This is a genomic window from Chryseobacterium antibioticum (assembly GCF_012927325.1).
Taxonomy (GTDB): domain Bacteria; phylum Bacteroidota; class Bacteroidia; order Flavobacteriales; family Weeksellaceae; genus Chryseobacterium; species Chryseobacterium antibioticum.
In genome coordinates this window covers 86,386-100,190 of sequence record NZ_JABBGI010000013.1, presented here as the reverse complement: position 1 = coordinate 100,190, position 13,805 = coordinate 86,386, and the positions used below count along the sequence as shown (strand labels likewise).

General features: G+C 33.0%; 11 protein-coding genes. All 11 read right to left on the bottom strand.

The window, feature by feature from the left end; genetic code table 11:
* Nucleotides 1-2: 2 nt before the first annotated feature.
* Entirely contained in the window at nt 3-1,028 is a 1,026-nt protein-coding gene (locus HHL23_RS11725; RefSeq protein ID WP_169234989.1) for a Gfo/Idh/MocA family protein, read from the bottom strand.
* Between the two features lie 11 nt (nt 1,029-1,039).
* Entirely contained in the window at nt 1,040-1,609 is a 570-nt protein-coding gene (locus tag HHL23_RS11720; RefSeq protein ID WP_169234988.1) for an acyltransferase, read from the bottom strand.
* A gap of 5 nt (nt 1,610-1,614) precedes the next feature.
* Nucleotides 1,615-3,183 (bottom strand): hypothetical protein, encoded by a 1,569-nt coding sequence (locus HHL23_RS11715; RefSeq protein WP_169234987.1) that lies wholly within the window; start codon nt 3,181-3,183, stop codon nt 1,615-1,617.
* Nucleotides 3,176-4,303 (bottom strand): DegT/DnrJ/EryC1/StrS family aminotransferase, encoded by a 1,128-nt coding sequence (locus HHL23_RS11710; RefSeq protein ID WP_169234986.1) that lies wholly within the window; start codon nt 4,301-4,303, stop codon nt 3,176-3,178. Before HHL23_RS11710 ends, HHL23_RS11715 begins: the two co-directional genes overlap by 8 nt.
* A gap of 39 nt (nt 4,304-4,342) precedes the next feature.
* Nucleotides 4,343-5,533, bottom strand: a complete 1,191-nt coding sequence (gene lhgO, locus HHL23_RS11705) for an L-2-hydroxyglutarate oxidase (RefSeq protein ID WP_169234985.1) — start codon at nt 5,531-5,533, stop codon at nt 4,343-4,345.
* An 8-nt stretch (nt 5,534-5,541) separates the two neighbouring features.
* Nucleotides 5,542-6,837, bottom strand: a complete 1,296-nt coding sequence (locus HHL23_RS11700; protein ID WP_169234984.1) for a nucleotide sugar dehydrogenase — start codon at nt 6,835-6,837, stop codon at nt 5,542-5,544.
* Nucleotides 6,837-9,233, bottom strand: a complete 2,397-nt coding sequence (locus HHL23_RS11695; protein WP_169234983.1) for a GumC family protein — start codon at nt 9,231-9,233, stop codon at nt 6,837-6,839. The genes HHL23_RS11700 and HHL23_RS11695 overlap by 1 nt, the downstream gene beginning before the upstream one ends.
* Nucleotides 9,234-9,240: 7 nt before the next feature.
* Nucleotides 9,241-9,975, bottom strand: coding sequence for a polysaccharide biosynthesis/export family protein (locus HHL23_RS11690; RefSeq protein WP_228464729.1), 735 nt, complete (start codon nt 9,973-9,975; stop codon nt 9,241-9,243).
* A 123-nt stretch (nt 9,976-10,098) separates the two neighbouring features.
* Entirely contained in the window at nt 10,099-12,027 is a 1,929-nt protein-coding gene (locus HHL23_RS11685; protein WP_169234981.1) for a polysaccharide biosynthesis protein, read from the bottom strand.
* Between the two features lie 121 nt (nt 12,028-12,148).
* Nucleotides 12,149-13,276: an aminotransferase class I/II-fold pyridoxal phosphate-dependent enzyme gene (locus HHL23_RS11680; RefSeq protein ID WP_228464726.1), complete on the bottom strand. Its 1,128-nt coding sequence runs from the start codon at nt 13,274-13,276 to the stop codon at nt 12,149-12,151.
* Nucleotides 13,277-13,284: 8 nt separating this feature from the next.
* Nucleotides 13,285-13,749 carry a regulatory protein RecX gene (locus HHL23_RS11675; RefSeq protein ID WP_169234980.1) on the bottom strand — a complete coding sequence of 155 codons (465 nt, stop codon included), beginning with the start codon at nt 13,747-13,749 and terminating at the stop codon, nt 13,285-13,287.
* Nucleotides 13,750-13,805: the final 56 nt, after the last annotated feature.

The following is a 13,805-nucleotide window of genomic DNA, read 5'->3' as shown; positions in this document are numbered from 1 at the left end:
ACTTAACCTTTGGGAGTATTTTTCAATGCGTACACTTTTTCAATAATATCCACCACTTTCAAACCTTCTAAAGCATTAGTCGTAATAGAATTTCTTCCTTTTATTACATCCACTACATTTTCAATAATGTAATGATGATTAGCTGCAGAACCTTTATAAGCTCCATAATCATTACCTGGGTTTGTTGGCGGAAGTTCTGGCATTATATAATCTTTTACGTTACAAACTTCTACCTTATCCATATACTGCCCTCCAATTTTCACAGCTCCATTTTCTGCAATGATTGTCATAGAACTTTCAAGGTTTTGGTTCCAAACAGAGGTTGAATAATTTAACGATCCCATCCCTCCATTCACAAAATCAAAACTCACAAAACCTGAATCTTCAAAATCTGTAAGTTTTTTATGATTAAAATCTGCAAATTTTGCTTGAATATTTGTAATATCTCCAAATAACCAATACATAATATCTATAAAGTGAGAGAACTGTGTAAACAAAGTACCTCCATCAGATTCTAGTTTTCCATGCCAGGATTCAGGCTTATAATACCTATCGTCACGGTTCCAGTAACAATTTAGCTGGACCATATAAATTTCACCTAGCTTACCGCTTTCTACCATTTCCTTTACCCATGCTGATGGAGGTGAATAACGGTTCTGCATTACAGCAAAAACCTGCTTATGTTTGTGTAACGCCTGAAAAATAAGCTTTTCTGCATGTTGTTTATTAAGAGCCATTGGCTTTTCTACCACTACATGTTTTCCTGAGTCTATTACCTTATAGGCCTGCTCAAAATGAAATCCGTTTGGAGAAGCAATATTGACTACATCTACTTCAATTCCAGAATTTAAAAAATCATCTAATGACGCAAAAAAAGGGACATCATGAGCTTCAATTCCTAAAAGTGATTTATCTTTTATGTCTATTAAAGCGACTAGTTCACACTCAGGATTTCTTGACACCATTTCAGCGTGTCTTTTTCCAATATGCCCACAACCGACAACTGCAAATTTTATTTTTTCAGACATTTGTTTTTTATTTAAATTTTCGAAACTTTATTACTTTCAATTTTATATTTTTCTCCGCTTTCTTCGCATATAGCAATTCCTTCCGCATCAAATTCAAGACGATGTCCGTATTCGCTCATCCATCCTAACTGTCTTGCCGGATTTCCTACTACCAAAGCATAATCGGGAACTTCTTTCGTCACCACAGCCCCGGCACCAATGAATGCATACTGTCCTATATTGTATCCGCATACAATGGTTGCATTAGCACCAATAGATGCTCCTTTTCCTACATGTGTTTTGAGGTATTCATTCTTTCTGTTTACAGCACTCCGTGGGTTGATCACATTGGTGAAAACCATTGAAGGTCCCAGAAAAACATCATCATCACAGATAACACCTTCGTAGATCGACACATTGTTCTGAACTTTTACATTTTTTCCCAAAATAACTTTCGGTGAAACGACCACATTTTGCCCAATATTACATTTTTCTCCTAAGACACAACCTGACATAATGTGTGAAAAATGCCAAATTTTGGTTCCTTCTCCTATTTCACAGCCTTCATCTATGACAGCTGTTTCGTGTGCAAAATAATCCATATTACTTATTTATATATCTCAAAATAACGAGTGGTTTTTATTAATTTTTTTTTGGACAAGATTTCTTCCGAAAAAGTACTTTTATGGAAAGAGTTGTGTTTTCTAGTTTTATCGATTATATAAACAACATCATTTCTTTGTAGTAAAGCAATATCTTTATCTAAATTTGGAGACTCAACATCATATTCCCAAACCGCTCTATTAGGGAACTCATCATACATTGCAGATCCGAAGACCAAACAATTGACAAAGATACTGTTTTTATAAAATTCAACAATCCTTTTGGATTCGTTTATATAATTATTTTTATCAACAGTAGTAAAAATTCCTGAAATAATGGGTGTATTTGTAATCCTGCTTAATCTTTCAGAAATGAATGTATTTTCCTCACCATATGTATTGGTAAGTCTTAATGACAATATTATAAAAATAATAACAGAAATTGTTATTTTATTAGAAAAAAGGTATTTTACCTCATTTTTATATACTATTGTCAGTAATGATAGACCTAGGATAATCGAATTATATCCCCAAGAAATGGATAGACTCCATATGCAAATCATTAGAAAAACAGTGAAAAAATTAAATCTTAATTCTACAATGCAGTAAATAATTGATATAACAAAAATATTATCAAATAAATCAAAATTAAAATATTGATGCTGATTACTATTTACCAATTGGTAATATAAATTAAAGATAGGTGGAAGACAAAAACAATAAATAAGAAGAATACACAGATAAATTCTAATAAAATTACGAATGTTCTTTTTCTTTAAAAATACAACAATACCCCCACCGACAATTAGGAACAATAAATTTCTTTTTATAAAAAATGCATTCCAAAAGTGCTGAAATCCTGTTTTAAAAAAATTTGACATCTGTCCAGAAGATGATGATTTGTAATAATACAGAGAATCTAGGGCATTGAAATAAATATTGATAAATATAAAAAATATAGCAATGACTAATACATACCAGTAGTTTTCTCTAAAGTTTAATTTTTTGTATTGAACAACACAATAAACTAGCAGCATAAGGAAAGGAATGAGAAAGGATTGTTTAATGCCAAAAGCCAATAATGCAAAGAAAAGTGATAAAATAAACTTTCTGAAATATAAATATCTAATTGCAAAGCTTAAGAAAAAGAGTCCGTCCGTAGTGTGCCAAGGCATTAGTGGAAAGATGTTAATAGACAAGACAGTGATAATAGTTAGATAAATCCAACTAGATTGGGCATCTAATTTTAAAATGCTCAAAATATTATAAGAAATAATTACGAATTGTATAAAAACAAGAACTCTGCTTATTAAAAAAACGTAATCATGAAAATACCAAAATGGCTTTAATAATAAATTCCAAAAATATATGCTAATTGGGGGTCTTACATAATCAAAATCCCGATAAATCTCAAACCCACATTCTATTTTTTTAGATAACGAGATGATGAATCCAGAATCCATCATCTCGATTCCAAAAAAAATACTATAAACTGCAAATAAGAGAAATAGTAGTATTATAAAAAAATCGTTGTAGTTTAATTGAAGAGAGTGCTTAAAAATTTTATTAAACATTGAAGAAACTCTTAATTTCAGCTGTTATAAGATCTAAAGATTTTTGATCAAACTCTGTATGAATAGGTAAAGAAATCACTTCTTCACAAAGTTTTTCTGTCACAGGTAAACCAAACCCTTCCGAAACGTATTGCTTAAACGCTTCTTGTTTGTACAACGGAAGTGGGTAATAGATCATGCTTGGAATATTCTTTTCAGCAAGGTACTGCTGCAACTTATCTCTTTTTCCGTTTTTCACTCTAAGGGTATACTGATGAAAAACATGAGTAGAATTTTCAGCTCTTTTGGGAACTTGAATTTCGGAAATACCTGCAAGATTCTCATCATAATAAGATGCCATTTGATTTCTAGCTTCTGAATATTCGTCAAGGTATTTTAGTTTTACTTTAAGAACTGCAGCCTGAATGGTATCTAATCTGGAGTTGCAACCTACTACTTTATGGTAATATTTCTTCTCCTGTCCGTGGTTGGCAATCATTCTTATCTTTAAAGCCAGATCATCATCATTGGTCATTATAGCTCCCCCATCTCCATAGCATCCCAAGTTTTTTGAAGGAAAGAAAGAAGTACAGCCGATATGACCAATTGTACCTGTTTTCTTAACAGTACCATCCGAAAATGTGTAATCTGAACCTATTGCCTGAGCATTATCTTCTATTACAAATAAATTATGTTTTTCTGCAAATTCAAGAATTTTCTCCATATCTGCACTTTGTCCGTATAAATGAACAGGAACAATAGCCTTGGTATTTGGAGTTAAATATTTGTCTAAACCTCTAAATTCAATATCAAATGTATCCTCATTTACATCTACCATGATTGGCTTTAATCCTAACAACCCCATAACTTCAGCAGTTGCTACGTAAGTAAAGGCGGGACAGATGACTTCATCTCCAGGTTTTAAGTCAAGAGCCATCATTGCAATCTGTAATGCATCAGTACCATTTGCACATGGAATAACATGCTTTACATCTAAATATTTTTCAAAATCCTGTTGAAATTCTTTTACAGCAGGTCCATTAATAAATGCTGTATTATCAATACAATCCTGAATTCCAGCATCTACTTCCTTTTTTATTTTTGCATATTGCCCTTTTAAGTCAACCATCTGAATTTTCATATATAGTGTTTATTTAAGTGAATAGATTTCCAAAAAAAATCAATTTTCTATAAGCTCGCTGATCTTATTCCCTATAGAAAGACATGACGTTGCAGCAGGTGAAGGTGCATTTCTTACATGAATAATATTTCCATTTTTCACGATATCGAAATCATCAATCAATGCCCCATTTCTGTCACATGCCTGCGCTCTTACTCCAGCCCCTCCGGTAACAAGATCGTTTTCCTGTATTTCAGGCATAAGTTTTTGTAATGCTTTTGTAAAAGCAGATTTTGACAGTGAGCGGTGAACCTCTCCCATTCCTGTTTTACCATACTTGGCAACAATTTTTCTAAAGCCCGGCCATGTAAGAGTCTGCATAGTCTCGCTGAAGTTAAAATCAAAAAATTTATAGCCTTCTTTTCTAAAAGCTAGCACAGCATTTGGTCCAGCTTCAATGTTCCCATCAATCATTCTGGTAAAATGAACTCCCAAAAATGGAAAATTAGGATCTGGGACAGGATAAATAAGATGTTTTACCAAATATTTTTTCTCGTCTTTTATCTTGTAATATTCGCCGCGAAAAGGAATAATGATGACATCATTCTTTTTATTGGTCATGTTGGTAACCTTATCCGAATACAGTCCAGCACATGAAATGAGTTTAGCTGTTTTAAATTCAGAAATATTGGTTTGAACAATAATTTCTGAACCTTTATCAGTAATATCTCTAACTTCCTGATTAAATTTAACCTCTCCTCCAAGTTCTTCGAAAAGCTCTTTGATTTTTTTTGCAACTCCCGGATAGTCTATAATCCCGGTTTGAGGCACTTTAATAGCCTTTACACCTTCACAATGAGGTTCTATCTCACGAAATTCTTCTCTTGAAAGATATTTTAAATTATCAAGACCATTTTCTATACCTCTGTTGTATATATTATCTAAAAGCGGAAGTTCTTCTTTTGAAGATGCAACAATTATCTTACCACATAGGTCATATTTTATTCCATACTCTTTCGCAAAATTGATCACAGAATTATAACCTTCAATACAGTTTTTTGCTTTTAAACTTCCTGGTTTATAATATATTCCACTATGAATAACTCCACTATTATGGCCAGATTGATGCAGGGATACATTATTCTCCTTCTCTAAAATAAGAATCTTAGATTTTGGATTTTTGAGCTTAGACTGATAAGCTGTTGCCAATCCCACTAACCCTGCTCCGATGATTATGATGTCATAATTCATTTTAAATTTTATAATCTCGCGTCAACCAAATTTCTATCTAAACAAGCTTTAGTATCAAAAACTACAGCATTTTCTGTCTTCAGTTGTGCAAGATCCATCTGAAGGAATTCGTTATGAGAAACTGCTATAATAATAGAATCATATTTTTTCCCTTCCGGAAGTGCATCTACGATATCGATACCATACTCATGCTTGACTTCTTCTTTACTTGCCCATGGATCATAGATATCTACGTTTATTCCATAATCTACAAGTTCTTTATAAATATCTACAACTTTAGTATTTCTTACATCCGGGCAATTTTCTTTAAAGGTAACCCCTAAAATCAAAGCCTGAGAGTTTTTAATCACTCCTCCTTTGGCAATAAGAAGTTTAACAACTTTTGCAGCAACAAATTTTGCAATAGAATCATTTACTCTACGTCCTGATAAGATAACGTCTGGATGATATCCCAGTTGTTCAGCTTTGTGAGCCAAATAATACGGATCAACTGATATACAGTGTCCGCCAACCAAACCTGGTTTGTATTTAAGGAAATTGTATTTAGTACCGGCAGCTTCCAGAACATCATTGGTATCAATACCAATTCTGTCAAAGATCAATGCTAACTCGTTTACAAAAGAAATATTCACATCACGTTGTGCGTTTTCTATTGCTTTAGATGCTTCAGCTACTTTAATACTAGATGCTTTATGTGTTCCAGCAGTAATAATTTTTTTATATAAATCATCTACTTCTTCCGCAATATCTTCAGTAGATCCTGATGTCACTTTTTTAACACTGGTAAGTGTATTTACTTTATCTCCTGGATTAATTCTTTCAGGAGAATATCCTACAAAAAAATCTGCATTAAATTTAAGTCCTGAATGTTTTTCCAAAACCGGAACGCATTCCTCTTCTGTACAACCAGGAAAAACAGTAGACTCATAGATCACAATATCTCCTTTTTTAATGATCTCCCCCAACATTTTTGAGGCAGAAATCAACGGGTTTAAATCCGGAGCGTTGTATTTGTCAATAGGAGTAGGAACTGTTACTATAAAAATATTTGCCTCAGCAATGTCTGATAATTGACTTGTGGCAATATATCCAGATTCTCCGTTGGAATCTTTATATTTTTTCAAGCCCCCATTAAGCTTTTCTATTTCTGCTTCAAGGGTTATATCCAACCCATCGTTAAGCTGATCAACTCTTTGTTTATTAATATCAAACCCTAAAACAGGATAATGACTTGCAAATTCTAAGGACAAAGGCAGACCTACATAGCCTTGGCCAATAACAGCTATTTTATATGTTTTCATCATTAGCTAAATTTATTTTTAATTTTTTCGAACAATGTCTGTTCTTTATGGTTATTATACCCATAACCATATTTGTTACTATATCCTAAATTTTCTCTGCTTACATCATTTAAGACAAACCCAACATTCTTAATTTTATTTTGGTCAATATTATTGTTTGCAAACTCTGTTAGTGCTTTTTCAGTGTATTTAGATCTTGCCACATAAATTGTAACGTCAGCCAATTCGGAAATAAGGAAGGTATCTGTCACTAAAAGTAATGGGGCAGTATCCAGAATAACGTAATCATACTTTGCTTTTAATTCCCCTACAAGTATTTCATAACGTCCGTTAGATAGTAGTTCTGTGGGATTAGGTGGGATCATTCCAGAGTAAATCACATCTAAATGAGGATTAAAAGAAGATACGTGAGTAATTTCTTCCAATTTTGTCTGATCTGAGTAAAGATATTCTGTAAGCCCAGTCAATCCTTTTCTGGCAGGATTATATCTCTGTAACTGTGGATTTCTAATATCCGAACCAATAATAATTACTCTCTTCTTTGGGTTAGCTAGCGTAAGGGCTAAATTAACAGATGTGAAAGTTTTACCTTCTCCTTTCACTGTGGAAGTCACAAATACCACTTTTCCATATTTGTTATCTTTTGGAAGCATGAAATTCATGTTGGTAATAAGAATTCTGAATGCTTCAGCCATAGGGGTAACATCATTCATTTGAACAATATCTGAATCTCCTTTCTCTAGACTTGGTAATTCAGCGATTACAGGAGCGTGGACTAGTTTATCTAAGTCATGCTTCGTAACTATTTTATTATTAAATATCTGTGATATATATATAATAATAAACGGTAATAATAAACCTAAAAAAAGTGCAGCAAGAAAAACAATATTTTTCTTTGGAGACACCGGGTTTGCTGATGCATAAGCAGTATCTATCACTTTAGCTTTAGGCGCTGTAATAGACTGTGCAATAGCCGTTTCTTCTCTTTTTTGAAGAAGAAGAAGATATAAATTTTCTTTTATTTGCTGCTGTCTTTCAATACCTCTAAATATTTTTTCAATAGAAGGCAACTTAGAGATTTTCCCTGACACTTTATTCTGCTCACCTAAGTATTCATTTCTGGCCAGCTCAAGTCCCGTTTTATTTCTTTGTAAGCTTTGGGTTATAGACCCGCGCATTGTATTGATCTGTTTTGTAACATCAACTACGGTAGGGTTTTCTGTTGTAGCGGATTCCAACAATCTATTTCTTTGTAAAATAAGCTGATTATAAGCAGAAATTCCTGCCGTAGCATCTGGATTATTTAAACCCACATTAGCGGGTAGAACTTGATACTGACCCTGTCTTGAAACAAATCCTATCAATGCATTCGTTAATTCTAACTGGGCATCTATATCTAGCTGTTTTGCTCTTGCAGCGGCTGAGCTCTCTAAATTAATTTTTGCTTCAGTTTCAATATCAGTAAGATTATTTTTAAACTTGAAGTTTTCTTTTTGATCTTCAACCTGACCCAACTCAACAGACAATTTTTTTATTCTATCCTCAATAAAATCTAAAGTCTTACTTGACTCTGAGTTTTTATCAGCAATAGCATCCTTATTGTAGGCTATAACTAAATTATCGAGAATATCTTCAGCTTTTGATATTTGAGGATATTTCATGCCAAGTTTAACAACCGTAGCTTCCTTTGTAACTAAACTTACATTTAAAGCATTTTGAAGGCTTCCTACCTTAGCTTCTATTGAGGAAATGTGTAGCTCTAGATTTTTCGCATCTATTTCTTTTGCTTCAATAGGATTAAATTCATTATTTTTTGTAATAATAATATTAGCAAATGGTAGGCTTATTGTTTTACCATAAGTTGTTACTATTTCTTTTTTAAATTTCTCTGATTTTACGGTAAGTTTATTTCCTTCAATTGTTAAATTAAGAATATTAACTGGTGGATGGACAGACTTTTCTGTGATTACCTTGACTTCGATTGGAGATGTTTCTTTGTATAATTCTACTGTTTTAACTCTTCCCTTTGAAATTATAATTGTTTGAAGATTCTGATTTATGACAACTTCTCGCATCATTTTTTTTGATTTCAGAATCTCTATTTCATTAGAAATACTATTTGTTTTTAAACCTCCTAAACCAGATAAATCAGGCAGAAACCCCAATTCATTGGCAACAGGGGATGCTGAGCTTTTAGCATCTTTTACAAGTACTGTAGTTTGTACATCATATATTGGCGTCATAAACTTCAAGGCAAAATATCCTATAACTAAAGCAATAAATCCACTTAAAATAAACCACGGCCATTTCCGTATATAAGGTTTTATTATTTCACTGATATCAATACTATTTGAATTATTTTCAACATCTGAAAATTGCGAAGGCTGCTGGTTATCCATCAATTTTTTATTTCTTATTAAATAAACTTACTACTACTGCTACAGCCGTAACCGCTATAGAAATTCCGGTTAAGATAAGTCCTGTATTTGGATTCTGTTTTGCTAAAAGGTCTTTTGTATTGTTCGAAGAGATAATAATAGCATCTCCTTGTTTAAGATTATAATATGGAGAACTAATTAAATTAGCATCTCGAAGATTTACACGTCCATGGGTAATCACACCATTTTCTGTTCTGATTACCAATACATCCTCTCTTTTCCCATATGATGTCAAATCACCAGCAAGTCCTAAGGCATTTAGAATGGTAGCCTGTCCGTTTGTTATGGTATAGTCTCCCTGTCTGTTTACTTCACCCAATACTGTAACTTTAAAGTTGGCAAGTCTTACACTTATTGTAGGATTGATGACGTATTTTGTCATTTTATCCCGAAGTTCATCTTTAAATTCAAGCAGGGATTTATCAGTTGTGTTAATTTTACCTAAAATAGGAAAGTCTATATTTCCTTCCGCATCTACTATATATGTTGGACCTGTAAGGGTTGTTAATCCTTGGTTAGGAGTATTTCCTCCAGCCAAAGAATTAGTTTGAACTAGTTCTGATGAAGAATAATTTTGATTGAACGGCCTCACCACGTCCATATCTTTTGCCGTAATTAGAATAATCAGTTGGTCACCACTCTGTATTGTAGGTTTAGAATTTTTTTCTGACGCTTCTATCGCTACTTTTTCTATATTCTGCATATAGTTTAAGTCATTTGGCTTGTTTTGGTTAACCTTACAGGAAACCAACATCAAAGCCAAAAATATTGCTAATATTTTTCCCTTCATATTCTTAAAATTGTACAAATATACATTTATATTTTTCTATTTATCTAATACTTCGTAAATCGAATTATTACTCTTAAATTCCGGAACAATTGTTTTCAAAATCTTCACTACATCTACTTTCTCTTCCATTACAGAAGCATCTGTAATCAAATTGATCAGGCTTTCTATTTCTGAGAATGTCATCGCAGGATCTTTAGAAATCATAATCTTTTCATTATGAGTTGGAAGTGTTTTGGCATTATCACTTAAAAGTTCCTCATATAATTTTTCTCCAGGTCGTAGTCCTGTATATATGATTTTTATATCAATATTCGGTTCAAATCCAGATAACTTAATCATTCTTCTTGCTAGATCTAAAATCTTTACAGGCTCTCCCATATCAAAAACAAAGATCTCACCTCCTTTTCCCATGGTTCCTGCATGAAGAACAAGTTCACAAGCTTCAGGAATTGTCATAAAGTATCTTACAATATCCGGGTGTGTAATAGTCACTGGCCCTCCGGCTTCGATCTGCTTTTTAAAATGTGGAATAACAGAACCGTTTGATCCTAATACATTACCAAATCTTGTGGTAATAAATTTTGTAGTATTCCCTTCAACATCCTGTAAAGACTGAACAAATAATTCAGCAGCCCTTTTAGAAGCTCCCATCACATTGGTTGGGTTTACAGCTTTATCTGTAGAAATCATCACAAACCTGTTCACCTTATAGCGGTTTGATAAAACAGCAATATTCTTTGATCCTAGTACATTGACACGAATCGCCTCATTAGGATTTTCTTCAACTAACGGAACATGTTTATAAGCAGCAGCGTGGTAGACCATTGAAAAATTATAGGTTTGAAATATCGGTTCAACTCTATGTATATTGGAAACATCTGCCAAGACAAATTTAAATCTGATATGAGGAAATTTATCCTTCACTTCAAGCTCAATATCATAAAGAGGAGTTTCGGCCTGATCTAAAACAACAATCAACGCAGGGTTAAATTGCGCAACCTGTCTTACGATCTCACTACCAATAGAACCGGCACCACCTGTTACCAGTATATTTTTATTGAAGTGCCTGCTTCTGACCTCTTCATTTTCAATTTTTATTGGTTTTCTGTTCAGAAGATCTTCAATTTGAAGGTTTCTGATGGCTCCACCTAAATCACTATCTCTTAATTTTTGTACAGAAGGAGCTTTGAATATATTGAGATCTTTTTCTAAAAATAAATTCACCCAAGAATTCATTTCATCTTTAGACATCATTTCCTTAACAATAATAACTCCATCAATGATGAGATCTTCTTTTGTATCTTCCTCTATTCTTCTTTTCTCATAAATAGGCTTCCCCAATAGAGAAGCTCTTTTAGAATCTGTTCTTTGAGTCAGAAAACCTACTACCTGATACGGCAAACTTGGATTATCTAAAATGGCACGTGCTATAGCAATGGACTGCTCATCAATGCCTAATACTAAAATTCTCTTTTTCAGAGCACTTCTTCTATATTCTCTTACGATATGAAAAAATTCTTTCACATATAATCTGAAGAGAAATAGCCCCATGAAAGAAATAATAAAGTACAATATAAGAAATGGAGTTAGTATAAACTTCCCTCCTGTAGTCCAGAAATAAATAAGGTTTACGATCCCTATAACGGACATCGTACAAAAACATGATATCAGCAGTTTGAAAAGGTCAATAAAAGTAGAATGCCTTATAATTCCTGCATACGTTTTGAAAAAATACATAAACATTGTATTGATCAAAATAATAAAAGCAAAGACAACGCTCTTATGTTCATGATAAACAAACTCTTTTTGGGTAATTTTTTCAATAGTATAGGTAGAAAGAAATAGAGACATAACCAAGATGATAATATCTATTACAAGTATTATCCATCTGGGAAGATATCTTACGTCTGAGAGATTAACAACATTATCACCTCCGAATATTTTTTTTCTAAGAGAGCTGTACATTGTCTGTATTTGTGTTCATATTTAAATGGGTTGATACCCTTGTTTTATTAATACTCATTCTTAAGTTCGAATACAAAATTAAAATAAAATTTTATCTACACTTAAATTTAAAAAAACAAATTTAGTGAATTTCATTTTGTAAAACTTCAAAAATTCTAGCCCTACAATCATCTGTTAAATTGGTTCCCGATGGTAGGCACAGTCCTGCTTCAAAAAGTGTACCAGATAAATTATTTCCAAAAAACTCATATCCTTTATAGAGTGGCTGCAGGTGCATAGGTTTCCATAGGTATCTGGTTTCTATATTATTCTGTGAAAATTTTTTTTTCAGCTTTTCTTTTAAAAGACTATTTTTCAGAACGACTGTATTGAGCCAATAATTAGAATAAAAGTCACTGTTTGGTGCAGAAAACAGGTCAATATTATCATGATTCTTCACTATATGTTGATAAAAATCATGATTTTTTCTTCGCTGATTTATTTTTTCTTCCAGTGTTTCCAACTGTCCTCTTCCTATTCCGGCTGCAATATTATCCATTCTGTAATTATATCCTATTTCAGAATGACTGTAAAATTCTTCATTATCTTTAGCCTGTGTAGCAAGAAAAAGAGCTCTTTTTTTAACAGCAGTATTTCTTGAAATTAGAATTCCACCGCCTGCTGTAGTAATAATTTTGTTGCCGTTAAAACTTATAATGGAAAGATCACCAAACGTTCCGCATGGCTGACCCCTATATTTACTTCCTAATGCTTCCGCACTATCTTCAACGACAGGAATTTCATATTTTCTGGAAATCTGGAATATTTCTTCCACCTTAAAAGGCATTCCATATAGAGAAACTGTAATAATAGCTTTAGGTTTTTTCCCCTGCTGGATGCAGTATTTTATAGCTTCTTCCAGTGCTTCCGGACATATATTCCACGTCTGGCTTTCGCTATCTACAAATACAGGAACAGCTTTGAGATAAAGAATAGGATTGGCAGTAGCTACAAAGGTAAAAGACTGACAAATCACAAAATCACCTTCTTCAACATTTAATAACCGTAGTGCCAGATGAATGGCTGCAGTTCCGGAAGATAAAGCTGTGACATGAGAATTGTTTCCTAAATAATCTTCCAGACTATTCTCAAATTCATCTATATTGGAGCCATATTGGGAAATCCAGTTGGTATCAAATGCGTTCTGTATATATTTAAGCTCATTTCCTCCCATATGTGGGGGCGACAGCCAAATCTTTTCCTTTTTCAATTATCTACTTATGTTTCGTCAAAAGTATCATTTATTTTCTCATATTCAAAACCTCTGCTCATCAAATATTTTATCGTTTTAGATTTTTTCTGATATTCCTGCAATCCTTTTTGCTTGGAGGAATAATCTTCAAATATCTTTCTGATCATTTTTTCATAATCACCCTCGTCTATTTCATCAAAGCACTTGCTGATAAGCTTTTCAGAGATCTGTTTCATCTTCAGGTGCATTTTGATTTTATTCCTGCCCCAGTGCTTGATATAAAATTTACCCCTGATATAGCTCCGCGTAAACCTTTCTTCATTGAGATAGTTTTCTTTCAAAAGATACAGGATAATCTCATCTTTTGCTTCCTCAATGAGCAGAAATTCACGCATTTTCTGTTCAACTTCTGCATGACAACGGTCCTGATAAACACAGTAGTTGACCAGTTTCAGTTTTATTTCATCAAAAGTGAAAGATTTCTTCTCCATAGTAGATATGAAAAAGAATGGACAGATGCCCATTCTTTATATAATGTTTTAAGTCA

Bases quoted from the DNA above. Each gene is read 5' to 3' on its own strand.
- HHL23_RS11720 (WP_169234988.1), bottom strand. From the start codon at position 1,609: ATGGATTATTTTGCACACGAAACAGCTGTCATAGATGAAGGCTGTGAA.
- HHL23_RS11675 (WP_169234980.1), bottom strand. From the start codon at position 13,749: ATGGAGAAGAAATCTTTCACTTTTGATGAAATAAAACTGAAACTGGTC.
- HHL23_RS11700 (WP_169234984.1), bottom strand. From the start codon at position 6,837: ATGATGAAAACATATAAAATAGCTGTTATTGGCCAAGGCTATGTAGGT.
- HHL23_RS11710 (WP_169234986.1), bottom strand. From the start codon at position 4,303: ATGAAAATTCAGATGGTTGACTTAAAAGGGCAATATGCAAAAATAAAA.
- HHL23_RS11695 (WP_169234983.1), bottom strand. From the start codon at position 9,233: ATGGATAACCAGCAGCCTTCGCAATTTTCAGATGTTGAAAATAATTCA.
- HHL23_RS11685 (WP_169234981.1), bottom strand. From the start codon at position 12,027: ATGTACAGCTCTCTTAGAAAAAAAATATTCGGAGGTGATAATGTTGTT.
- HHL23_RS11725 (WP_169234989.1), bottom strand. From the start codon at position 1,028: ATGTCTGAAAAAATAAAATTTGCAGTTGTCGGTTGTGGGCATATTGGA.
- lhgO (WP_169234985.1), bottom strand. From the start codon at position 5,533: ATGAATTATGACATCATAATCATCGGAGCAGGGTTAGTGGGATTGGCA.
- HHL23_RS11715 (WP_169234987.1), bottom strand. From the start codon at position 3,183: ATGTTTAATAAAATTTTTAAGCACTCTCTTCAATTAAACTACAACGAT.
- HHL23_RS11690 (WP_228464729.1), bottom strand. From the start codon at position 9,975: ATGCAGAATATAGAAAAAGTAGCGATAGAAGCGTCAGAAAAAAATTCT.